The organism is Streptomyces sp. NPDC001373 (assembly GCF_042895815.1).
Taxonomy (GTDB): Bacteria; Actinomycetota; Actinomycetes; order Streptomycetales; family Streptomycetaceae; genus Streptomyces.
Genome location: NZ_JBIAWQ010000001.1, coordinates 183086 through 204542 on the forward strand (window position 1 = coordinate 183086; position 21457 = coordinate 204542).

General features: G+C 72.3%; 23 protein-coding genes and 1 pseudogene. 6 read left to right on the forward strand and 18 right to left on the reverse strand.

All coding sequences use genetic code 11. From position 1 onward, the window contains the following. Positions 1–161 precede the first annotated feature (161 nt). Both ACFY15_RS00930 and ACFY15_RS00935 read right to left on the reverse strand, forming a co-directional pair. Complete coding sequence (locus ACFY15_RS00930) at positions 162–377, reverse strand: hypothetical protein (RefSeq protein ID WP_042810367.1); 216 nt, start codon at positions 375–377, stop codon at positions 162–164. 372 nt (positions 378–749) lie between these two features. Then, entirely contained in the window at positions 750–1031 is a 282-nt protein-coding gene (locus ACFY15_RS00935; RefSeq protein ID WP_358892717.1) for an acylphosphatase, read from the reverse strand. A gap of 130 nt (positions 1032–1161) precedes the next feature. Here ACFY15_RS00935 and ACFY15_RS00940 point away from each other — a divergent pair, with 130 nt between their 5' ends. Beyond that, positions 1162–2016 carry a CAP domain-containing protein gene (locus ACFY15_RS00940; protein WP_390688933.1) on the forward strand — a complete coding sequence of 285 codons (855 nt, stop codon included), beginning with the start codon at positions 1162–1164 and terminating at the stop codon, positions 2014–2016. A gap of 30 nt (positions 2017–2046) precedes the next feature. Here the strand turns inward: ACFY15_RS00940 and ACFY15_RS00945 are convergent, their stop codons facing one another. After that, positions 2047–2658 carry a flavodoxin family protein gene (locus ACFY15_RS00945; protein ID WP_390688932.1) on the reverse strand — a complete coding sequence of 204 codons (612 nt, stop codon included), beginning with the start codon at positions 2656–2658 and terminating at the stop codon, positions 2047–2049. A 126-nt stretch (positions 2659–2784) separates the two neighbouring features. Between ACFY15_RS00945 and ACFY15_RS00950 the strand changes: the two genes are divergently transcribed. Continuing rightward, complete coding sequence (locus ACFY15_RS00950; RefSeq protein WP_366455155.1) at positions 2785–3201, forward strand: helix-turn-helix domain-containing protein; 417 nt, start codon at positions 2785–2787, stop codon at positions 3199–3201. Here ACFY15_RS00950 and mutM read toward each other — a convergent pair. From mutM to ACFY15_RS00995, 9 genes are all read right to left on the reverse strand, one after another. Next, positions 3174–4043, reverse strand: coding sequence for a bifunctional DNA-formamidopyrimidine glycosylase/DNA-(apurinic or apyrimidinic site) lyase (gene mutM, locus ACFY15_RS00955; RefSeq protein ID WP_390688931.1), 870 nt, complete (start codon positions 4041–4043; stop codon positions 3174–3176). The two genes, ACFY15_RS00950 and mutM, sit on opposite strands and share 28 nt — an antisense overlap. A gap of 191 nt (positions 4044–4234) precedes the next feature. After that, complete coding sequence (gene rnc, locus ACFY15_RS00960; RefSeq protein WP_390688930.1) at positions 4235–5065, reverse strand: ribonuclease III; 831 nt, start codon at positions 5063–5065, stop codon at positions 4235–4237. A 19-nt stretch (positions 5066–5084) separates the two neighbouring features. Beyond that, the gene (gene rpmF / locus ACFY15_RS00965) at positions 5085–5258 is read right to left on the reverse strand and encodes a 50S ribosomal protein L32 (RefSeq protein WP_003965982.1); all 174 of its coding nucleotides are present in this window, start codon (positions 5256–5258) and stop codon (positions 5085–5087) included. A gap of 2 nt (positions 5259–5260) precedes the next feature. Continuing rightward, positions 5261–5926, reverse strand: coding sequence for a YceD family protein (locus ACFY15_RS00970; protein WP_390688929.1), 666 nt, complete (start codon positions 5924–5926; stop codon positions 5261–5263). 110 nt (positions 5927–6036) lie between these two features. Then, entirely contained in the window at positions 6037–7080 is a 1044-nt protein-coding gene (locus tag ACFY15_RS00975; RefSeq protein ID WP_390688928.1) for a DivIVA domain-containing protein, read from the reverse strand. Positions 7081–7181: 101 nt separating this feature from the next. Next, a complete protein-coding gene (gene coaD, locus ACFY15_RS00980) occupies positions 7182–7661 on the reverse strand; it encodes a pantetheine-phosphate adenylyltransferase (protein WP_390689030.1) in 480 nt (159 codons plus the stop codon). Positions 7662–7675: 14 nt separating this feature from the next. Continuing rightward, on the reverse strand, positions 7676–8254 hold the full coding sequence (gene rsmD, locus ACFY15_RS00985) for a 16S rRNA (guanine(966)-N(2))-methyltransferase RsmD (RefSeq protein ID WP_390824846.1): 579 nt from the start codon (positions 8252–8254) through the stop codon (positions 7676–7678). A 73-nt stretch (positions 8255–8327) separates the two neighbouring features. After that, positions 8328–11546, reverse strand: coding sequence for a helicase-related protein (locus ACFY15_RS00990; protein ID WP_390688926.1), 3219 nt, complete (start codon positions 11544–11546; stop codon positions 8328–8330). 26 nt (positions 11547–11572) lie between these two features. Further along, positions 11573–13219: a DAK2 domain-containing protein gene (locus tag ACFY15_RS00995; RefSeq protein WP_390688925.1), complete on the reverse strand. Its 1647-nt coding sequence runs from the start codon at positions 13217–13219 to the stop codon at positions 11573–11575. A 241-nt stretch (positions 13220–13460) separates the two neighbouring features. Here ACFY15_RS00995 and rpmB point away from each other — a divergent pair, with 241 nt between their 5' ends. Next, positions 13461–13646: a 50S ribosomal protein L28 gene (rpmB, locus tag ACFY15_RS01000; protein ID WP_007266795.1), complete on the forward strand. Its 186-nt coding sequence runs from the start codon at positions 13461–13463 to the stop codon at positions 13644–13646. A 120-nt stretch (positions 13647–13766) separates the two neighbouring features. Here rpmB and thiD read toward each other — a convergent pair whose 3' ends face one another. Both thiD and ACFY15_RS01010 read right to left on the reverse strand, forming a co-directional pair. After that, positions 13767–14567: a bifunctional hydroxymethylpyrimidine kinase/phosphomethylpyrimidine kinase gene (gene thiD, locus ACFY15_RS01005; RefSeq protein WP_390688924.1), complete on the reverse strand. Its 801-nt coding sequence runs from the start codon at positions 14565–14567 to the stop codon at positions 13767–13769. Then, positions 14564–15544: a thiamine-phosphate kinase gene (locus tag ACFY15_RS01010; RefSeq protein WP_042816782.1), complete on the reverse strand. Its 981-nt coding sequence runs from the start codon at positions 15542–15544 to the stop codon at positions 14564–14566. Before ACFY15_RS01010 ends, thiD begins: the two co-directional genes overlap by 4 nt. Positions 15545–15789: 245 nt before the next feature. Here ACFY15_RS01010 and ACFY15_RS01015 point away from each other — a divergent pair, with 245 nt between their 5' ends. Then, positions 15790–16023: an Lrp/AsnC ligand binding domain-containing protein gene (locus tag ACFY15_RS01015; RefSeq protein WP_042816780.1), complete on the forward strand. Its 234-nt coding sequence runs from the start codon at positions 15790–15792 to the stop codon at positions 16021–16023. A gap of 23 nt (positions 16024–16046) precedes the next feature. Beyond that, complete coding sequence (locus ACFY15_RS01020; protein WP_390688923.1) at positions 16047–16538, forward strand: DUF3515 domain-containing protein; 492 nt, start codon at positions 16047–16049, stop codon at positions 16536–16538. Between the two features lie 86 nt (positions 16539–16624). Here ACFY15_RS01020 and ACFY15_RS01025 read toward each other — a convergent pair whose 3' ends face one another. The 3 genes from ACFY15_RS01025 to ACFY15_RS01035 are packed head-to-tail and all read right to left on the reverse strand — an operon-like array spanning position 16625 to position 19581. Next, complete coding sequence (locus tag ACFY15_RS01025) at positions 16625–17782, reverse strand: D-alanine--D-alanine ligase family protein (protein WP_390688922.1); 1158 nt, start codon at positions 17780–17782, stop codon at positions 16625–16627. A 39-nt stretch (positions 17783–17821) separates the two neighbouring features. Beyond that, a complete protein-coding gene (locus ACFY15_RS01030) occupies positions 17822–18832 on the reverse strand; it encodes an NAD(P)H-dependent glycerol-3-phosphate dehydrogenase (RefSeq protein ID WP_390688921.1) in 1011 nt (336 codons plus the stop codon). Continuing rightward, entirely contained in the window at positions 18829–19581 is a 753-nt protein-coding gene (locus ACFY15_RS01035; protein ID WP_390688920.1) for a lysophospholipid acyltransferase family protein, read from the reverse strand. The genes ACFY15_RS01030 and ACFY15_RS01035 overlap by 4 nt, the downstream gene beginning before the upstream one ends. Before the next feature lie 267 nt (positions 19582–19848). Here ACFY15_RS01035 and cofC point away from each other — a divergent pair. Continuing rightward, positions 19849–20436 (forward strand): annotated as a pseudogene (cofC, locus tag ACFY15_RS01040) (2-phospho-L-lactate guanylyltransferase); the annotation flags it as partial. Positions 20437–20756: 320 nt separating this feature from the next. Here cofC and ACFY15_RS01045 read toward each other — a convergent pair. After that, on the reverse strand, positions 20757–21443 hold the full coding sequence (locus ACFY15_RS01045; protein ID WP_390688919.1) for an HU family DNA-binding protein: 687 nt from the start codon (positions 21441–21443) through the stop codon (positions 20757–20759). Between the last annotated feature and the right edge of the window lie 14 nt (positions 21444–21457).

A 21457-nucleotide genomic window follows, 5' to 3' on the forward strand; every position in this document is an offset into this window, starting at 1 on the left:
TCAGACCTCGCAGGAACGAGCCCCCCACCTGGCCCAATGCGCCTGCGGCCCACCGGGCTCGGTGGTCGGACCTCCGTGCGCGGAGCGGCAAGAGAGAAGGGACGCCGGAGCGTCCCTTGCAGATCGTGCGGGTCAGGAGTCGACGACGGGTGAGTCGCTGATCAGGTGAGCGCAGGCTCCGCCTGGGATACGTCGAGGTCCATGCTGCCGAGCAGCGAGTCCCCGTGCTGAGCGGCGGCCGCGGTCAGGGCGTCGTTCTCGGACTGGATCCGTCCGAGCTCGGACTCGAGGTCCTGGACGCGCTGCTGAAGCCGTCGCATCTCGGCGAGGAGTCGCGGGTCGGAGCCGCCGACGTAACCGAGAAGCGCCTTTGCCATGATGGATGGTCCTCCACACTGAGTGACCGACCGAAGCGGTGTGGGTCGTGAGGGAATCGCACCCGCGGATGTCCGACAGCGACTGTCAGTCACTGCACTCAACTCGTTCTTTCGCTGACGACGCCTACTGCCAGCACTGCCAAACAGCTCAGGTGCGCGGGGCTTCCAGCGTCTCACCAAAAAGTTTGACGGTCAACACGATCACGCCCCGTATCGGCGGGCATCCCGGCCCTCGTGGGGGGCGTGGAGATCATCCTCGTCTCCGAGCCTTCCACGGTTCGCCGCCGACGGCAACGGGTCGACGGCGAATGCGCAGTTCCGACCGGGTGTGGCCGGTCCCGGGATCCGATCAGTCCATGATCGTTCGATAGGTCACCGGATCTCGAACCCGTCATAGCCGCCGCGCGGTGTGCCCCAGATCTCCGTCACCCCGTCCACCCTCCCGGGCGTGTCGCCGTCGCGGAGCCAGTCGAGCAGCCGGTGGCAATTCTCACGTTGACCCTCGGCCACCACCTGCACCCGGCCGTCGTCGAGATTGAGCGCGAAGCCGGCCAGCCCGCCGATCTCCAGAGCATTGGCCCTGGTGAACCAGCGGAAGCCCACTCCCTGTACACGGCCGCGCACCCAGGCGGTCATGCGGACATCTTCATTCATACAAGAACGCTAACCGTGCCGGCGCTCCTTGATCCCATCGCCCCTTTGCGCCATGGGCTACAGTCCCCCACCAATGACTCACCCGTTCGGATGAGCAAACGTTGATCCTGCAAAGAAGGGGCCGCGACCGATGGGACGCCACCGACTCCACGCCGCGCCGCGCCGCGGCGTCAGGCGCACCGCCGTGCGCACCGGCCTGCTCGGCGTCTGCGTGGCCGTGGTCCTCGGCACGGCGGCCGTGACCACCGGTTTCGTGCCCGTCGGCGGCTCCTTCCCGTACGTCGGCACGGGTTCCGCCGACCGGACCGAGGCCCGCGCGAAGCCCACCCCGGCCCCGAACCGGGGGCTGGAGGAGGGCGGCCTCGCCAACCTGTCCGGCCGCGCCTCCGCCGGCCCCGCCGCGGGCACCGCGTCGGCCACCCCCTCGGCCTCCCCCAGCCCCTCGGCCACGCCGTCCCCCTCGGCCTCGCCGACGCCCACGCCCACTCCCACGCCCTCCGCGTCGGCCTCCGCCAAGGCGCCGGAGAAGACGAGCGCCCCGCAGGCCCCGAAGGCCGCCGCCGCCCCCAGGCCCGCGGCGCCCAAGCCCCCGGCCGCCGGGGACGCGAACCCCTCCGCCGAGGCGGAGGTCCTCGCCCTGGTCAACCAGGAGCGGGCCCAGGCAGGCTGCGTCGCGGTCCGCGCGAACCCGCCGCTCGCCGCGCTGGCCGCCGCCTTCAGCAAGGACATGGCCGCGCGGGGCTTCTTCGACCACACGGACCCGGACGGGAACACCCCCTGGCAGCGCGCCCAGAACGCCGGGATCTCCGGGCTGGGCGGCGAGAACATCGCCCGCGGCCAGGGTGACGCCAAGACGGTGATGGAGTCCTGGATGAACAGCCCCGGCCACCGCGCGAACATCCTCAACTGCGAATACCGCACCCTCGGCGTCGGCGTCTACTTCGGCGCCGGCGGCCCCTGGTGGACCCAGGACTTCGGCTTCTAGAGAGCCGGACCGCCGGCGCCCGGAGACGGATCAGGCCGAGGCCGCCGCCAGCGCCGCCCGGCCCGTGACGACCACGCGGGTGTACTCGGCGACCCGGCGGCCGAGGTGCTCGGCGGTCGCGATGTCGGCCTTGTGCACGGCCTCCGGACCCTCGTCGGCGTTGGTCTGGGCGGCCGCGCCCGAGGAGAAGCCGAGGCGGTTGAGGTCGTACTCGCTGCCGGTGGAGGAGTTCCAGCCCGGCTTCAGGCCGAGGTTCACCCAGCTCATGCCGTGCTGCGAGGCCAGCATCTGGAAGTACTGGAGGGTGTTCAGCTTGTCGCCGGACTTGGAGGCGGAGTTGGTGAAGCCCGCAGCCACCTTGTCCTGCCAGGCGTCGCCGAACCAGCGCTTCGAGGTGGCCTCCGCGAAGACGTGGAAGGCGCCGGACGCGGTGCCCATGTAGGTCGGGGAGCCGAAGACGATCGCGTCGGAGGCGTCCAGGAGGGCCCACTCCGCGTCGGTGATCTCATCGACCTTGACGACGTGCACGGTCGCCCCGGCCGCGGCGGCGCCGGCCCGCACGGCCTCGGCGACGACGGCGGTGTGCCCGTAGCCCGAGTGGTAGGCGATCGAGACGACGGGGGCGGGGATGGTGGCAGACATGGCTGTACTCCTAGTGGGCTGTTCCGGTGCGCCGCGGTGGGCCGCGGGGCGACACGAACCAGAGAAGCACTAACTTTTTGAAAGCGCAAGCAGACAGTTAGCGCTACCCGGGGGTACGCTGAGGCCATGGAGACCCCTGCCTGTACCGACGTCTGCGCCGAGAGCGCCGCGGCCGACCTGCCGTTCGACGTCTTCGCGCGCGCCTGCCCCTCGCGGGAGACCCTGGAGCATGTCACCGGCCGCTGGGGCAGCCTCACCGTGGGCGCCCTGCGCGACGGCCCCCGCCGCTTCAACGAGCTGCGCCGCCGGGTCGAGGGGGTGAGCGAGAAGATGCTCTCGCAGACCCTGCACGCCCTGGAGCGCGACGGCATCGTCACGCGCGAGGCCCAGCCCACGAACCCGCCCCGCGTCGACTACGAGCTGACCCCGCTCGGCAGGGAGGTCGCCGACCGCCTGCTCTCCCTGATCCACTTCCTGGAGGGCAGCATGGACGGGGTCCTCGCCTCGCGGCAGGCCTACGACACCGCGCGCGGCGGCCTCTGACAGCGCGGGCAGAAGTAGCTGGACCGGTTCATCCAGGCCCGGCGCCGCATCGGCGTGCCGCAGCGGCGGCAGGGCTCGCCCTCGCGCCCGTAGGCGTCCAGGGACCGGTCGAAGTAGCCCGACTGGCCGTTCACGTTGACGTACAGGCTGTCGAAGCTGGTCCCGCCGACGGCGAGCGCGGCGTTCATGACCTCCCTCACATGGGTGAGGAGTTCCGTGCTCCGGGGGCGGGTGAGGGTGGCGGTGGGGCGGTCGTAGTGCAGCCTCGCGCGCCACAGGGCCTCGTCGGCGTAGATGTTGCCCACGCCGCTGATCAGCGACTGGTCCAGCAGCGCCCGCTTGAGGGTGGTCCGCTTGGCGCGCAGGGCCCGGTGGTAGGCGCCCTCGTCGAAGAGGGGGTCCAGCGGGTCGCGGGCGATGTGCGCGATGACGTCCGGGAGCCCCTCCTCGCTGCCGGGGGCGACCTCGTGCAGCGAGAGCCCGCCGAAGGTCCGCTGGTCGACGAAGCGCAGCTCGGTCCCCGCGTCGTCGGCGAAGCGGACCCGGATGCGCAGGTGCTTCTCGTCGGGGGCGCCGGCCGGCTGCACCAGCAGCTGCCCGCTCATCCCGAGGTGCCCGAGGACGGACAGGTCCCGGTCCTCCAGCGGCAGCCACAGGTACTTCCCGCGCCGGCGCGGCACCCCGATGGTCCCGCCGGCCAGGCGCGCCGCGAAGTCGGCCCCGCCCGCCGGGTGCCGGCGCACGGCCCGGGGGTGGAGCACCTCCACGCCGGCGACGGTCCGCCCGGCCACCCAGCGCTCCAGGCCCCGCCGCACCACTTCGACTTCGGGCAGCTCGGGCACGGTGTTCCTCCGGAGGGAATGCGGGCTTCGCGGAACCGGCACCACGGGAACGCGGGCGTCCGGCCCTGCCGCGAGCCTACCCGGCGGCCCGGGGCGGCAGGGGCCCCGCCCGGAAAGGCGGCACCCGGAAACGGGACCGCCCGCCCCTGCCGGTGGCAGGGGCGGGCGGGAGGTACCGAAGGAAGGGTCGGTCAGGCCTTCGGCCCGGGATCGGCGGGAGCAGCTGCCCCGCCGGCCTCGGCCAATGCCCCGCCGGCTGCGGCGGACGCCGCTTCCGCGGCCTTCCGCTCGTCCGCGGCGGCACGGATCCCGCGCCACGCGGACTCCGCCGCCTGCTGTTCCGCTTCCTTCTTGCTGCGGCCGGTGCCGGTGCCGTACGAGACACCACCGACGCGGGCGGCAGCGGTGAAGGTCTTCTCGTGGTCCGGACCGGTCTCGGTGACCAGGTACTCGGGCACACCGAGGCCTTCGGCCGCCGTGAGCTCCTGGAGGCTGGTCTTCCAGTCCAGGCCGGCGCCGAGGTTCGAGGACTTCTCGATGAGCGGGTCGAAGAGCCGGTGGACCAGCTCCGAGGCCGCGTCGAGGCCCTTGTCGAGATAGACCGCGCCGATCACCGCTTCAAGGGTGTCGGCGAGGATGGAGGCCTTGTCCCGGCCGCCCGTGCCCTCTTCACCCCGGCCGAGCCGGATGAAGGAGCCGAGGTCGAGGCCGCGGCCGACCTCCGCCAGCGCGCGCGAGTTGACCACCGCGGCCCGGAGCTTGGCCAGCTGGCCCTCCGGAAGGTCGGGGTGGGTCGTGTACAGCGTGTCGGTGACCACCAGGCCCAGGACGGAGTCCCCGAGGAACTCCAGCCGCTCGTTGGTGGGCAGACCGCCGTTCTCGTACGCGTACGAACGGTGGGTCAGCGCACGCACCAGAAGGGCGGACTCGAGTTGATACCCGAGCCGCCCTTCCAGAAGCGTGTGGGACGAGGCCGCGTTGTTACTGTCTGCCTGCTTCTCAGCGTTGGACAGCTCAGACATTGCGCCTCTCACCAGCCGCTCAGACCTCGAGGACCTGGCGCTTGTTGTAGGTGCCGCAGCTCGGGCACGCAATGTGCTGGAGCTTCGGCTCCTGGCAACGCTCACACGAAACCAGGGTGGGGACCGCAGCCTTCCACTGCGACCGGCGGTGGCGCGTGTTGCTGCGCGACATCTTCCGCTTCGGAACAGCCACGGCTACTTCTCCTGCTTCTCGGCGGCGCCCTGAACTCCGTCAGAGGCAGTGCCGCTCATGTTGTCCTTCTCGACGCCCTGATCGGTGACGAGTCCCTGCAATGCCGCCCAACGGATATCGACGGCGTCGTGGTGGTGCTCCGGGTCGTCGTTCAGGCTGACCCCGCAGTCGGGGCACAGTCCGAGACAGTCCTCCCGGCACACCGGCTGCATGGGCAGTGCGAGCACCACCGCATCCCGCAGCACGGGTTCGAGGTCGAACAATCCGTCCTCGAGGAAGAGCATGTCCTCGTCGTCCTCGGCGTCGTCGGCCGGCTCCGCCTTGGGGCGGCCCCGGTCGTCGGCGTCAGGGTACGAGAACATCTCCTGGAAGTCCGCCTTGAGCTCGCGCTCGACGGCCTCCAGACACCTTACGCACTCCCCCACGGCCTTCGCACGGACGGTGCCTGTGACAAGCACCCCTTCCATGACCGACTCCAGGCGGAGCTCGATCTTCACCGGGGCGCCTTCCGGCACCCCGATGACGTCGACGAGACCGAAGTCCGCCGGCGCCTCGATCTCACGGGACAGCCGCTGCATGGCACCAGGACGCCGACCCAGCTCGTGCGTGTCGAACACGAGGGGGTTGCGGTGGTCGAGGCGGGTGTTCAGGGCCGTTCCTGCTTTCACAGATCGCTGAAGATCAAAGATTTCGCTGCTCAAGGGCAGCTGGGATCGCGGCGCATATGCGCGACCGAACAGCTAGGATACCCGGCGCTTCGCTCTGAGCCCAATCCGGTCTAGCGACCTTGTTCGTACCGGCGCAGCTGATCCAGGTTGATCATGCTCGTGTCGAAGAAGCTGGTCTCGTCGAGCGCGGGCTGCTGCGGCTGATGGGGCTGGTGGGGCTGCGGATAGGCGGCGTACGGGTCGGGCTGCTGCGCGTAGCCGCCGTAGGCGTCCTGCTGCTGCGCATAGCCCGCATAGGGGTCCTGGTAGGCGTATGCGTCCGGCTGGGGCTGGTGGGGCTGCTGGTGCGGGTACGGGGCCGCGTAGGCCGCCGGGGCGTAGTCGTCGTAGGCCGGCGCCGCCTGGGCGGGGACCGCGGGCGGCTCGGGCTCGGCCAGCCCGGCCAGGAACTCCGCGTCGCTGGAGGGGCGGGCCGGCTGGTCGCCGGCCGCGTCCTGGGCGGCCATGTGCGCGCCGAGGTCGTCCGAGGGCATCCGGCCCAGCAGTTTCTGGCGGCCCCTGCCGACGGCCTCCAGGGTCTTGGCGAGCACCGCCTCGACGGTGGCCAGCTTGGCGTCCACGTACGCGTCCGCCTGCTCGCGCCGGGTCTGCGGGTCGGGGCTGGGCTCGGGGGCGCCGCTGTCGTCGTGGCCCTGGGCGTCCAGGCCCGGGCCGCGGCCCAGCAGCTTCTCGCGGCCGCGGTCGACGGCGCCGATGGTCTTGCTGAGGACGACCTCGAAGTTGGCGAGCTTGCCGTCCACGTAGTCGTCGGCCTCGGCCCGGATCTCCGCCGCCTCCCGGCGGGCGTCGGCGAGGATCCGGTCCGCCTCGTCCTGCGAGCGGCGGGCGATCTCGGTGTCGGAGATCAGGGAGCCCCGCTGGGCGTGGGCGGACTCGATGATCCGGTCGGCCTCCCGGCGGGCCTCCTCGACCATCTGGTCCCGCCCGCCGATCAGCTCCCGGGCCTGCGCGAGCGAGCCGGGCAGGGCCTGGCGTACCTCTTCGAGCCGGGCGAGGAGCTCCGCGCGGTTGACCACGCAGGAGGCCGACATGGGCATCGACCGGGCGCCGCCGACGGCCGCGACGATCTCGTCCAGCTTCTTCTGTACGTCCATGGGGGCTCGCGTTCTCTTCGCCTCGGACTGACGGGACGACTGTAGGGCCACCGGGGGAACGCGCGGGACGGACCGGGAGGCTCAGCCCCGCCGCGGCCGGGTCACTCGGCGCGCAGCCGTTCGACCAGCGCCGCGTGGACGTGCGCGGGGAGCAGGTGGGCGACGTCGCCGCCCCAGGCCGCAACCTCCTTGACCAGCGAGGAGGACAGGAAGCTGTACGTCGGGATGGTCGGGACGAACAGCGTCTCGACGCCCGACAGGCCCATGTTCATCTGGGCCATCTGGAGCTCGTAGTCGAAGTCGCTGACCGCGCGCAGGCCCTTGACGATGGCCGGGATCTCCCGCTGCTTGCAGTAGTCGACGAGCAGGCCGTGGAAGGACTCGACCTCGACGTTGCCGTAGCCGGCGGTCGCCTCGCGGATGAGTTCGATCCGCTCCTCGACCGTGAACAGCCCCTGCTTCGACGGGTTGATCATCACGGCGACGTGCACGACGTCGTACAGCCTGGAGGCGCGTCCGATGACGTCGAGGTGTCCGTTGTGGATGGGATCGAAGGACCCCGGACAGACCGCGCGGCGCAACTGAACTCCCTCGTTCATGAGTCTTCGCTGGTGGAGGCGGCGCGACCGTACCAAAGGGTGCCTTCGCCGTACTTGCGCGAACGCAGCGGGTCGAACCCCTCGGGCCACGGGAACGGGCCGCTCCTGGTGCTGCGCTCCACGGTGACGAGGGCGTCGTCGGTGAGCCAGCCATTGGCGCGGAGTGTGAGGAGGATCTCGCCGAGCTCGCCGTGCCCGACGGCGTACGGGGGGTCCAGGAAGACGATGTCGTACGGGTCTCCGGGCGCGGGCGTCGCCACGATCTGCTCGGCCTTGCCGGCCCGGAACTCGGCGCCGGGCAGGCCCAGAGCCTTGATGTTGTCGCGGATGGCCTTGGCGGCCTTGGCGTCGGCCTCGACCAGCAGGGTGTGGACGGCGCCGCGGGAGAGGGCCTCCAGGCCCACGGCGCCGGAGCCGCCGTAGAGGTCGAGGACCCGGGAGCCCTGGACGCCGTGCAGCGACTCCCAGGTGGAGAAGAGCCCTTCGCGCATCCGGTCTGAGGTCGGGCGGGTGCCGGTGCCGGGCGGCACGGCCAGGCGCCGGCCGCCGGCGGTGCCGGCGATCACGCGGGTCATCTGGGGTCCTTCTCTGCGGCGGTCGTCGGAGGCCGGGGCCTCCGTTCTGGCCTCCCACCATAGGTCGTGGCGCTCAGCCCTTCTCCAGGTACTGCTCCCGCTCGGCGTCCAGCAGGGCGTCGAGCGCGGTGCGCAGCCCGGGGAGCTCCTCCAGTCCGGGGTCGGCGGCGACCACGCGGGTGGCCTCCTCGCGGGCCTCGGCGATGACCTCCTCGTCCTCGATGACGGCGAGCATGCGCAGCGAGGAGCGGACGCCGGACTGGGCCTGGCCGAGGACGTCGCCCTCGCGGCGCTGTTCCAGGTCGATCCGGGAGAGTTCGAAGCCGTCGAGGGTGGCGGCGACCGCGGCGAGCCGGGCGCGGGCGGGGCTGGCCTCGTGCATCTCGCTGACGAGCAGGCACAGTCCGGGGGCGGAGCCGCGGCCGACGCGGCCGCGGAGCTGGTGGAGCTGGGAGACGCCGAAGCGGTCCGCGTCCATGATCACCATGACGGTGGAGTTGGGGACGTTCACGCCGACCTCGATGACGGTCGTGGCGACGAGGACCTTGACCTCGCCGGCGGCGAACCGGCGCATGACGTCGTCCTTGTCAGCGGGGTCCATCCGGCCGTGGAGCACCTCGACGGAGAGTCCGGCGAGGGGTCCGCGGCCCAGCTGTTCGGCGATCTCCAGGACGGCCAGCGGGGGGCGCTTCTCGGCCTCCTCCTCGGCGGAGGCCTTCTTCCTGCCCTTGGGGTCGTCCTCGCCGTCGCCGATGCGGGGGCAGACGACGTACGCCTGGTGGCCGTTGCCGACCTCCTCGCGGACCCGCTCCCAGGCCCGGGTGAGGAAGTGCGGTTTGTCCTTCGAGGGCACCACGTGGGTGGCGATCGGGGAGCGGCCGGCGGGCAACTGGTCGAGGACGGAGGTCTCCAGGTCGCCGAAGACGGTCATGGCGACGGTGCGCGGGATGGGGGTGGCGGTCATGACCAGCAGGTGCGGCGGCTGCTTGCCCTTCGAGCGCAGCGCGTCGCGCTGCTCGACGCCGAAGCGGTGCTGTTCGTCGACGACGACCAGGCCGAGGTCGTGGAACTGCACCTTGTCCTCGATCAGGGCGTGGGTGCCGATGACGATCCCGGCCTCGCCGGTGACCAGGTCGAGCAGGGCCCGGCGGCGGGCGGCGGTGCCCATGGAGCCGGTGAGCAGGACCACCTTGGTGCCGAGGTCGGAGCCGCCGAGCATGCCCCCTTCGGCGAGCTCGCCCATCATCTCGGTGACGGACCGGTGGTGCTGCTGGGCGAGGACCTCGGTGGGGGCGAGCATCGCGGCCTGCCCGCCGGAGTCGACGACGGCGAGCATGGCGCGCAGGGCGACCATCGTGTTGTGCGTCACGGTGAAGTTGTCCGTCACGTAGGCGTGGCTCGGGTGCTCGACGCTGATGCACTGGACCGGCTTGGCCCCTACGTACTCCACGGCCCTGATCCCGCGCCGGAAGGTGTCGTACTCCGCCCTCGGCCGCACGCGTGCCGTCGTGCGCGGCAGCCTGAACGGCACGAACTCCTCGGGCAGGGCGACCGAGACGTCGAAGGCGGCCCCCTGACGCCGTACGCGTGCTCGGCCGCCGAGGGACCTCACGAGCCAGGCCACGTCTTCCGCCAGCCGCTGGGACGCTGAGCGGAAGGACATGGCCAGACCGTCCGCGTGCAGCGTCCCGTCGGTGTCCATGAGCCCCTGGAGGACCGCCAGGCGGTCCTTGAGCGGCGCGTTCTTGTAGACGTCCGGGACGAACCTCTCGTGCGGGGTCGCACCCCACAGGCCGAGGTCGCGGATCGCCTGGACGACGGGGTTGCGCCGGGTGCCGTCCCTCGGGCCGGCCGTCCGGATCGTGTAGTCGTACGGGGATCCCGGTACGGGTGCCATCTCGCATTCCGGTGCCACGGCCGCCTCCACCGCAGCGAAGATCTCGGCGTCGGCGGTCGACAGTCCCAGGTCGTGCCGGAACGAGCCGTCACCGATCAGGACGCCCGCCAGGTAGGGATCGAGCGGCTGGTCGGCGCCACTCCCGAGGTCCACGGGGACGGCTACTGGCAGGTACCACTTGGACGATCCGTCGGCTTCATGCAGGTCTGCCCGGATATCCCTCGTGGTCATCACCTCGGGCTCCTGGCCTCGGCGCCATCCGCAGCCCGTACCCACGATCCACAGGTGTTCGTCATCGCATTCGACGGCGCTCCCGTCCGAGAGCACCATCCGCCACACGTCGCGCGTCCCCTGGGGGAAGACGCCGCCGACGACGGCGATCTCGCCCGTCGGCACCACCACTTCGTCACCGCGCGCGATACCGCCCATGGGGCGGTACCCCCTGGGCGTCAGGACCAGGGCATCGAGCGGCTGCGCCTTGCCGGAGCCGACCTCGCCCTGGAGGAGGCGGTGCATGGGGTGGCTGGTGGCCAGGTCGTCGAAGATCTCCTGGGAGACCTTCCGCTGGCCTTCGGTGAGGGTGAAGGGCAGCTTCGCGTCGAAGGCGTCGAGGAGGCCGCCGGGGGTGGAGCGGCGGGCGACGGCGGGGAGCTGGGAGTCGGCGTGCCGGCGGCGGGCGAGGGCGACCTGGAGGACGAAGGCCTCGTCCCACTTCAGGCGGCGGCGGGCGTCCTCGATGTCGGCCTTCGTCGCCGGGCGGTGGATCTTGAGGAGGGCCTCGGTGAGCGGGACCAGTCCGCGGCCGTCGCGCAGGGCGGGCGGGAGCGGGTCGAGGGCGTCCGCGGCGCTGGGCAGGACGGCGTCCACGCACTTGGCGATCTTCCAGGACTCCAGCTTGGCGCAGGCCGGGTAGATCGGGATCAGCTGGTTGGCGAAGGCGGTGGCGGCGTCCCGGTCGGAGGCGTCGCCGCCGAGGGGTTCGTACGCCGGGTGCGCGAGCTGGAGCTTGTGGTTGAACCTGGAGACCTTGCCCGCGAACATCGCCCGGCTGCCGGGCAGCAGCTCCTTGTGCGGCTTGTGGACGCCCGCGCCGAAGAAGACCAGCTGGAGGCGGCCGCTGCCGTCGGTGATGGTGACCTCCAGCCGCTTGCCGCGGCCCCCGTTGAAGGTCAGGATCCGGGCGTCGGCGACCTGGGCGACGACCGTGACGTGCTCGTCGAGCTGGTCGCCGAGGTCGGCGAGCGAGGTCAGCTCGCCGCGCTCCGCGTACCGCCGGGGGTAGTGGTGGAGCAGGTCCAGGGCCGTGTGCAGGCCGAGCTGCTCGGCGAGCACCTTGGCGGTGGCGGGGCCGAGGGTCTTCTTGAGGTCTTCGTCGAGCGCGGGCACGTGTTCCATTGCACACCATGCCTGTGACAGGGCCGCTATTCGACTCCGATGAGCAGGGGTGCCGAGTGGCGGCCGCCGTGGTAGGTGACGGTGTCCACGGCCAGGTGGGCGTGCTGGACGTATGCCTCCAGGCGCCCGGCGAGGCCGTCCGGGACGTCGGGGCCCAGGACCAGGGTGACCAGCTCGCCGCCGGAGCCGAGCATCCGCTCCAGGACCGCCTCGGCCGTCTCGGGCAGGCCCGGGCCTATGACGGCCACGTCGCCGTCGATGAGCCCGAGGACGTCCCCGGCCTGGCAGATCCCGGCCGAGGTGAAGGACTGCCGCTCGGCGACGGCGAGCTCTCCGTAGCGGGTGGCGCCGGCGGCGGCCGTCATGGTGACGACGTCCTCGTCGAAGCCGGCCTCGGGGTCGTGCACGGCGAGCGCGGCCAGGCCCTGGACGGCGGACCGGGTGGGGATCACGGCCACCCGCACGCCGTCGGCGCGGGCCTGCCCGGCGACGACGCCGGCGGCCTCCCGGTGCTCGGCACCGCAGGTCAGCAGGACCACCTCGCGGGCGTGCGCCCGGCGCACGGCGTCGATCAGGTCGGCGACGGCGGGCGGCTCGCCGGGGCGGGCCGGCACGGTGGTCGCGCCCGCCTCCGCGCACAGCGCGGCCAGCCCCTCGCCGTGGACCACGGCCACCACGGCCCGCTGGGCGCGCGGGGCGCCGGCGCGGCGGCGTTCGTCGCCGAAGTGGGTGATGCGGATCCGGTAGGGCCGGCCGGCTTCCACCCCGGCCTCGACGGCCGCGCCCGGGTCGTCGACGTGCACGTGGACGTTCCACAGCTCGTCGCCGCCGACCACCACGAGCGAGTCGCCGAGCCCGTCGAGGGCCGCGCGGAGCCGGTCGACGGCCTCCTCGGCGGCCTCCAGCAGGTAGATCACCTCGTAGGCGGGTCCGCCCTCCTCCTGGGCGCAGGGTTCCGGGACCCGTTCCACGGGCACGGCGGGCAACGGGACCGGCTCGGGGTCGGGCTCGTGGCCGGAGAGCGCCTGCCAGAGCGCCCCGAGTACGGCGACCAGCCCGCAGCCCCCCGCGTCGACGACCCCGGCCCGGCTGAGGGCGGCCAGTTGCCCGGGGGTCTCGGCGAGGGCCGCGCGGGCCCCCTCGTAGGCGGCGCGGGCCACCTCGGCAGGGGTCCCGGAGACGGTCTCCGCGGCCCGGGCCGCGGCCCCGGCGACGGTGAGCATCGTCCCCTCGACGGGGTGCGCGACGGCCTGGTAGGCCTCCTCGGCCGCCCGGGCGAGGGCCTGGGCCAGCAGCGGGCCGGGGGCGCGGCCCGCCGGGTCCGCGCCGAGCACGTCGGCCACTCCGCGCAGCAGCTGGGCGAGGATCGTCCCGGAATTGCCCCGGGCGCCTATGAGCGCGCCGTACGCGTAGGCCCGTACGGCTTCGGGGAGGGAGGCCTGGGCTGTGCCCTCGGTCACGCCGGGGGCGGTCCGGGCGAGGGCCTCGGTCAGGGCGCGGTCGGCGGATTCGGCCGTCAGGTAGAGGTTGGTGCCGGTGTCGGCGTCCGCGACGGGGTAGACGTTGATCGCGTCGATGTCCGTGCGGGCCCGCCCCAGTGCGGCCAGGGCCAGGGAGCTCCAGGTGCGCACCGCTCCGGCGTCGAGGGTGTGCGGCTCGGGCTCGTGCGCCACCGGGCGTTCCTCCTTGTGCGGGCCAGGGTTCACCGCAGGGTAACGAAGGACGGCCGCCGGCCCGGGACCCCGGGGCGGAGCCGGGCCCCGTCATGGTAGTTTTCTCGGACCCAAGCAGTCGTTGTATGCTGCTCAGGTTGCCCGTCGAGAGTCGGGTCATTCGTCCGGCAAGCCACTTCAGATCTCTGATTCCGGTGCGCCGGATCCCACCGTAATTGCATCTGAAGTCTTGGAGTGACCTGTGGCTGCCAACTGCGACGTTTGCGCCAAGGGGCCGAGCTTCGGCAACAACATCTCCCACTCGCACCGCCGCACCTCGCGTCGCTGGAACCCGAACATCCAGCGCGTCCGTGCCGTGGTCAATGGGACGCCGAAGCGCCTCAACGCCTGCACCTCGTGCATCAAGGCCGGCAAGGTCTCGCGCTGACGCCTCCCGTCGTCGTAGCGCAGCCCTTTCCGGTTGCCAAGAAGGCCGGTCCACCTCTGGTGGGCCGGCCTTTTGCCTTGTCCGGACCACACCTCGACGTTCAGGTGTGGTCCGGACTGCTCAGCGCCACCGCCAGGCGTGGTCCACCGGGCCGATGCCGGCGCCGAGCGCGAAGCCGGCGGCGATGGCGCCGGTGACGTACTCCTTGGCCGCCGTGACGGCCTCCGGGACGGGCAGGCCCTTGGCCAGGCCGGCCGCGATCGCGCCGGCGAGGGTGCAGCCGGTGCCGTGGGTGTGCCGGTTGTCGTAGCGGGGCGCCCGCAGCCACAGCTCCTCGGAGCCGTCGCTGAGCAGGTCCACGGCCTCACCGCCGTGGGCGGCGAGGTGGCCGCCCTTGATCAGCGCCCAGCGGGGGCCGAAGCCGAGGATCGCGCCGGCGGCCCGCCGCATGCCGTCCTCGTCCTCGACGGCCACCCCGGTCAGCTGCGCCACCTCGTCGAGGTTGGGTGTCGCCACCGTGGCCCGGGGCAGCAGCGCCCCTCGGACGGCGTCCAGCGCGGAGGCCGCGAGCAGGGCGTCCCCGTGCTTGGAGACGCCCACGGGATCCACCACCACCGGGGCGTCGGTGCCGGCCAGCAGCTCCGCGACGGTCTCCACGAGGATGGCGGAGGAGAGCATCCCGGTCTTGACGGCCTGGACCCCGATGTCGTCGACGACGGCCCGGTACTGGGCCCTGACGGCCTCGGCGGGCAGCTCCCAGGCCCCCTTCACCCCGAGGGAGTTCTGCGCGGTCACGGCGGTGACGACGCTCATGCCGTGCACGCCGAGGGCGAGCATGGTCTTGAGGTCGGCCTGGATGCCCGCGCCGCCGCCGGAGTCGGACCCGGCGACGGTCAGGCACAGCGGGGGGTGCCCGCTCACGGGGTCTCGCCCTCGACCGGGTCGGCCCCGAAGTGGTCCCAGCCGCCGGTGCTGGTCCAGGGGGCGCCGTCCACGGTCACCTGGGGCAGGGCGGAGCGGTGCTGGACCTCCCCGATGACCTTCCAGCGGGCCGGGAGCTTCACGTCGGGCGGGAAGGTGGCCACGATGGCGTGGTCCTCTCCCCCGGTGAGCACCCACTGGAGCGGGTCCACGCCGACGGCCTGGCCGATGTCGTGCATCTGGGTCGGGATGTCCACGGCGCCCGAGCGCAGGTCGATCCGCACGTGGCTGGCCTCGGCGATGTGCCCGAGGTCGGCGATCAGGCCGTCACTGACGTCGGTCATGGCGGTGGCGCCGAGCCCGGCGGCCGCCGGGCCCGCGTGGTACGGCGGCTCGGGGCGCCGGTGCGCCTCGACGAAGGCCCGCGGGGAGCGGAAGCCGCGCGAGAGCACCGCGTAGCCGGCCGCGGACCAGCCGAGCCAGCCCGTGACGGCCACGACGTCGCCGGGCCGGGCGCCGGAGCGCAGGACGGGCTCGTGGTTGCGCAGGTCGCCGAGGGCGGTGATGGAGACGGTGATGGTGTCCCCGCGGACGACGTCGCCGCCGACCACGGCCGCGCCGGCGACCTGGCACTCGTCGCGGATGCCGTCCATCAGCTCGGTGGGCCAGGTGACCGGCAGCTCCGCCGGGACCACGAGGCCGAGGAGGAGGGCGGTCGGCACCGCGCCCATGGCTGCGATGTCGGCCAGGTTCTGGGCGGCGGCCTTGCGGCCGACGTCGTAGGCGGTGGACCAGTCGCGGCGGAAGTGCCTGCCTTCGAGCAGGATGTCCGTGCTGGCCACGACCCGCCGGTCGGGGGCCGACACGACCGCGGCGTCGTCGCCCGGTCCGAGCCGGACCGCCGGGGTGGTGGTGAGCCGTGAGGTGAGCTCCCTGATGAGCCCGAATTCCCCCAGCTCGCCCACAGTGCCCTTCATCGCTGTGCCCCTTCTTGGCAAGTCCGCTTGCGGTCGCGAGCCGTCACAGCTCTGGGTACCGTCAACAGATACGTCAACTTCTGGTCTGCGTACGCCCCGCTGTGCGTGGCGCCTGGTCTGCGGGTCTCCCCGTGGCACCCGGCGACGCGGTACCGTGGCGTCCCTTCTTCCCCCGGCCCTTCCGATTCTGTCGGGCCCACCCGAAGGTTAGGGGAAATGATCCTCGTGGCCGCCCTGGAGGTTCCGTGGTACAGGCGTACATCCTCATCCAGACCGAGGTGGGCAAGGCGTCGGTCGTCGCCGAGTCCATCGGGAACATCGCGGGGGTGATCCAGGCCGAGGACGTGACGGGGCCGTACGACGTCATCGTGCGGGCCCAGGCCGACACCGTCGACGATCTCGGCCGCATGGTGGTCGCCAAGGTGCAGCAGGTGGAGGGGATCACCCGCACCCTGACCTGCCCCGTGGTCCATCTGTAGCCCCCGTCTACTCTTGGCCGGTGATGTCTTCGCACCACCGGCCCCTGCGTCTGCTGGCCCTGCCCGTCCTGTCGGCGGTCGCGGTCCTGGCGGGCTGTGCCCCCGGCGCCTCCGAGGCCCGGGTGACACCGCCGCCTGTGCCGCCCGCCGACGTGGCGGGGCTGTGTGCCGCGCTGCACAAGGTGCTCCCGGAGAAGGTGTCCGGGCTGGACCGGACCCGGACCGAACCGCAGTCGGACCTGACCGCCGCATGGGGCGGCTCGGCGATCGTACTGCGGTGCGGCATCCCCAAGCCCGCCAAGATGGCCGATCCGAAGGCGGACGGAGTGGAGGTGAACGGCGTCGGCTGGCTGGTGGAACGGCCGGCCGACGGCGGTCTGAAGTTCACCACCGGGTCGCGGCTCGCCTACACGGAGGTCTGGATCGACAAGGAGCATGCCACGGACGCGGGCATGCTCGTGGACCTGTCCGCCGCCGTGGCCAGGACCGTGCCCGTCGGGATCTCCTCCTACTGAGCCGCCCCTCCCCGCGCACACCGCCGCCCGCCGGCGAGCCCCTCGGTGGGGGGCCTCCCGGCGGGCGGTCGGCTGTACGGGGCCCTCTAGCGCAGGCCGGTGGAGCGGCGCAGGGCGGCCTGGATCAGGCGGTCCACCAGCTCCGGGTACTCGATGCCCGACTCCTGCCACATGCGCGGGTACATCGAGATCGGCGTGAACCCCGGCAGTGTGTTGATCTCGTTGATGACGAAGGTGCCGTCCTCGGTGAGGAAGAAGTCGGCGCGGACCAGGCCCTCGCAGGACGCGGCCTCGAAGGCCTCGACGGCGAGCCGCTGCACCTCGGCGGTCTGCTCCGGGGTGAGCGGGGCGGGCACGATCCCCGCGGCGGAGTCGATGTACTTCGCCTCGAAGTCGTAGAAGTCGTGGCTGGAGACCGGCGGGATCTCCGCGGGCGCGCTGGCGCGCGGCCCGTCCTCGAACTCCAGGACGCCGCACTCGATCTCGCGGCCGCGCAGCAGCGCCTCCACGATGACCTTCGGGTCGTGGCGGCGGGCCTCGCTGATCGCCGCGTCGAGGCCGGAGGCGTCGTCGACCTTGGTGATGCCGATGGAGGAGCCGGCCCGGGCGGGCTTGATGAACAGCGGCCAGCCGTGCTCGGCTGCGAAGTCCAGGACCTTGGCCGTGGCCGCGTCCTGGTCGGCCTCCCACTCGCGGGGGCGGATGGTCACGTACGGGCCGACGTTCAGCCCGAAGGAGGTGAACACCCGCTTCATGTAGTCCTTGTCCTGGCCGACGGCCGAGGAGAGGACGCCACAGCCGACGTACGGGATCCCGGAGAGCTCCAGGAGGCCCTGGAGGGTGCCGTCCTCGCCGTAGGGGCCGTGGAGCACGGGGAAGACGACGTCGACCTCGCCCAGTGCCTTGGGGACGCTGCCGGGCTCGGTGTAGACGACCTCGCGGCTGGCGGGGTCCACGGGCAGCACGACGGTGCCGTCCGGGGACTCCGCCAGCGACTCCACGTCGGGGAGCCGGCGGTCGGCGATGGCCATGCGCTCGGGTGCGTCGGCGGTCAGGGCCCACCGGCCGTCCGTGGTGATGCCGATGGGCAGCACCTCGTACTTGGAGCGGTCGATGGAGCGCAGCACAGCGCCCGCGGTGACGACCGAGATGGCGTGTTCCGAGCTGCGGCCGCCGAACACGACGGCCACGCGGGGCTTGCGGCCCTGCTGCTCAGGGGTCTGGGGGAGGTTCTCGCTGCTCATATCGCCACGAGAGTACCCGCTCAGGCGTCCGGAAAGGTGTCAGTGGCGTTCCGGTTTGGCGCTGCGGCCCATGAGCTCCTTCAGGGCGACCAGCGGGGGCTTGCCGTGGTGGACGATGTCGACGACCGTGTCGGTGATCGGCATGTCCACCCCGTGGCGGCGGGCCAGATCGGCCACGGACTGGCAGGACTTGACCCCTTCGGCGGTCTGCCGGGTGACCGCGATGGTCTCCTCCAGGGTCATCCCCCGGCCCAGGTTGGTGCCGAAGGTGTGGTTCCGGGAGAGCGGCGAGGAGCAGGTGGCGACGAGGTCGCCGAGGCCCGCGAGGCCGGAGAAGGTGAGCGGGTCGGCGCCCATCGCCAGGCCCAGGCGGGTGGCTTCGGCGAGGCCGCGGGTGATGAGCGAGCCCTTGGTGTTGTCGCCCAGGCCCATGCCGTCGGCGATGCCCACGGCGAGGCCGATGACGTTCTTGACGGCGCCGCCGAGCTCGCAGCCGATGACGTCGGTGCTGGTGTACGGGCGGAAGTACGGGGTGTGGCAGGCGGCCTGGAGGCGCTGGGCCACTTCCCCGTCCACGCAGGCCACGACGGAGGCGGCGGGCTGGCGGGCGACGATCTCGCGGGCCAGGTTGGGGCCGCTGACGACGGCGACGCGCTCGGCGGGGACCTTGGCCACCTCCTCGATGACCTCGCTCATCCGCTTGGCGGTGCCCAGTTCGATGCCCTTCATCAGGGAGACGAGCACCGTGTCGGGCTCCAGCAGCGGGGCCCACACGGCGAGGTTGCCGCGCAGGGTCTGGGAGGGCACGGACAGCACGGTGAAGTCCGCGCCGCGGGCGGCCTCGGCCGGGTCGGTGGTCGCGCGCAGGTTCGCCGGGAGCTCCACGCCGGGGAAGTAGTCCGGGTTGGTCCGGCCGGTGTTGATGGCCTCGGCGACCTCCGGACGGCGGGCCCACAGGGTGACCTCGCAGCCGGCGTCGGCGAGCACCATGCCGAAGGCGGTGCCCCAGGAGCCCGCCGAGAACACGGCTGCCTTGACGGGACGCGTCACTTGGAACCCTCCCCCCGGGCGTCGCGCCGCTGCTGGGCGCGGGCCTTGCGGTGGTCGTACGGCTGGTCGGGGGCCCGCTCGCCGCGGAGCTCTTCCAGGAGCTTCGTGATGTCGGCCATGATGGCCTCGGTGGCCCCCTTGAGGACCTCGGGCGTGGGTTCCTGGCCGTAGAACGCCGAGAGGTCCACGGGCGGCCCGGCCAGCACCCGGAGGGTCTTGCGGGGGAACAGGCGGACCTTGTTCTCCTTGGCGTACGGCGGCATCACGAGGTTGGCGCCCCACTGGGCCACCGGAATGACGGGAGCCTTGGTGATCAGCGCCACCCGGGCGACACCGGTCTTGCCGGCCATCGGCCACATCTCCGGGTCACGGGTGAGGGTGCCCTCGGGGTAAAAGGCGACGCATTCGCCGCGCTCGACGGCGTCCACGGCGGCCCGGAATGCGTCCAGGGCGTTGGTGGTCTCGCGGTAGACCGGGATCTGTCCCGATCCGCGCAGGATCGCGCCGACGAAAGGCACCTTGAAGAGTCCGGCCTTGGCCAGCAAACGGGGCACCCGGCCGGTGTTGTACTGGAAGTGCGCGTAGGACAGCGGGTCCAGATACGAGTTGTGATTGACGGCGGTGATAAAGCCGCCGTCGGCCGGAATGTGCTCCATTCCCCGCCAGTCCCGCTTGAAGAGCACCACCAGCGGCGGTTTTGCGATGACCGCCGCCAGGCGGTACCAGAAGCCGATTCTGCGGCGGGACACTCGGAGCACCTTCCTCTAGGACCGGGGCGTGGGGCACCTCCCAGCGCTGGCTGGGGGAGCTCGGCACCTCATGGGCCGGACAAGTGTCGCCCCGGGTCCGGTCTCTGTCGAGAACACCGTACGCCCCGCCCGGACCGCCGGGCCTCCCTCGAGGCGGTCTGAGGCGACAATGGGCCGACTGATGACCGGGCCGTGACCCGCCCATGGCCGGGGCGGGCGCGGCCGCGCACCGGAGCGAAGGAGTCCGCCACGAACGCCGTCTGGAGCCTGGTGGTCCCGCTGAAGCCCCTGGCGCTGGCCAAGAGCCGGCTGGCGGACGCCGTGGGCGCGTCCCGCCCGGGGCTGGCCCTGGCCTTCGCGCAGGACACGGTGGCGGGGGCGCTGGCCTGCGCCTCGGTCGCGGATGTGGTGGTCGTCACGGACGACGCCGAGGCGGGGGCGGAGCTGGCCCGGCTGGGGGCGCGGATCGTGCCGGACGCCCCGGGGGCGGGGCTCAACGCCGCGGTGGACCACGGCGCGCGGGCCGTGCGCGCCGGGAGGCCGGGAGCACGGCTGGCCGCGATGAACGCGGACCTGCCCGCACTGCGCCCTCCGGAATTGCTACGTGTGCTCGATCTCGCCTCCGTATTTCCCCGGGCATTTCTGGCGGATGCGGCGGGAATCGGGACGACTCTCCTTTCCGCCGGTCCGGACGTGGAATTGGCACCGGCGTTCGGCGGCCCGTCCCGGGCCCGGCATTCCGCGTCGGGCGCGGTGGAAATAGCCCTGGAGGATGTCGAGAGCGTGCGCCGGGACGTGGACACGGGGACGGACCTGCGCAGGGCCCTGCGCCTCGGCGTGGGCCGGCACACGGCCCGATACAGTGCGCTCATGCAGGCGACCGCGTACACGTACGACTCCCAGACCCGCAGCGGCAGCGTGCTGCTGGACGACGGCACCCCGGTGCCCTTCGGGGCCGAGGCCTTCGACGCGGGGGGCCTGCTGATGCTGCGGCCCGGGCAGCGGGTGCGCATCGAGACGGACGGCGAGGGCGCCGGCCTGCGGATCACCCTGGTCACCCTGCAGACGTTCTAGCCCCGGCGGAACCACACGCCACCCCTGTGACCTGCGAAGGAACGCACCGCGGGCCGGCTTCCCCCAGGGGGAAGCCGGCCCGGCGTGTGTGACTCGTGCCCCTACTTCTTGCGGGCGGTGGTCTTCTTCGCGGTGGCCTTGCGCGTCGTCGTCTTCTTGGCGGGCGCCTTCGTCGCGGTGGCCTTCTTGGCCGCCGGGGCGGTCTTCTTCGCGGTGGCGGTGGTCTTCTTGGCCGCCGCCGGGGCGGTCTTCTTCGCCGGAGCCGCCTTCTTGGCGGTGGCCGTGGCCTTCTTCGCGACCGTGGTCTTCGCGGCCGTCTTCTTGACGGTCGCGGTGGCCTTCTTGGCCGTGGTCTTCTTCGCGGCGGTCTTGGTGGCCGTGGTCTTGGCGGCGGCCTTCTTGGCCGTGGTCGCCTTCTTCGCGGCGGCCTTCTTGACCGTGGCCGAGGCGCCGCCCGAGAGGCTGCCCTTCGGGGCCTTCTTCACGGCCACCTCGTCGCCCTTGGGGAGCTTCTTGGTGCCGCTGACCAGGTCCTTGAAGCCCTGACCCGCGCGGAAGCGGGGAACGGAGGTCTTCTTGACCCGGACGCGCTCACCCGTCTGCGGGTTGCGGGCGTAGCGGGCCGGACGGTCCACCTTCTCGAACGAGCCGAAGCCCGTGACCGAGACCCGGTCGCCCGCGACGACCGCGCGGACCATCGCGTCCAGTACCGCGTCGACGGCGTCCGCGGCCTGCTGGCGGCCGCCCAGCTTGTCGGCAATCGCTTCTACGAGCTGCGCCTTGTTCACGTCTTCCCCTTCGG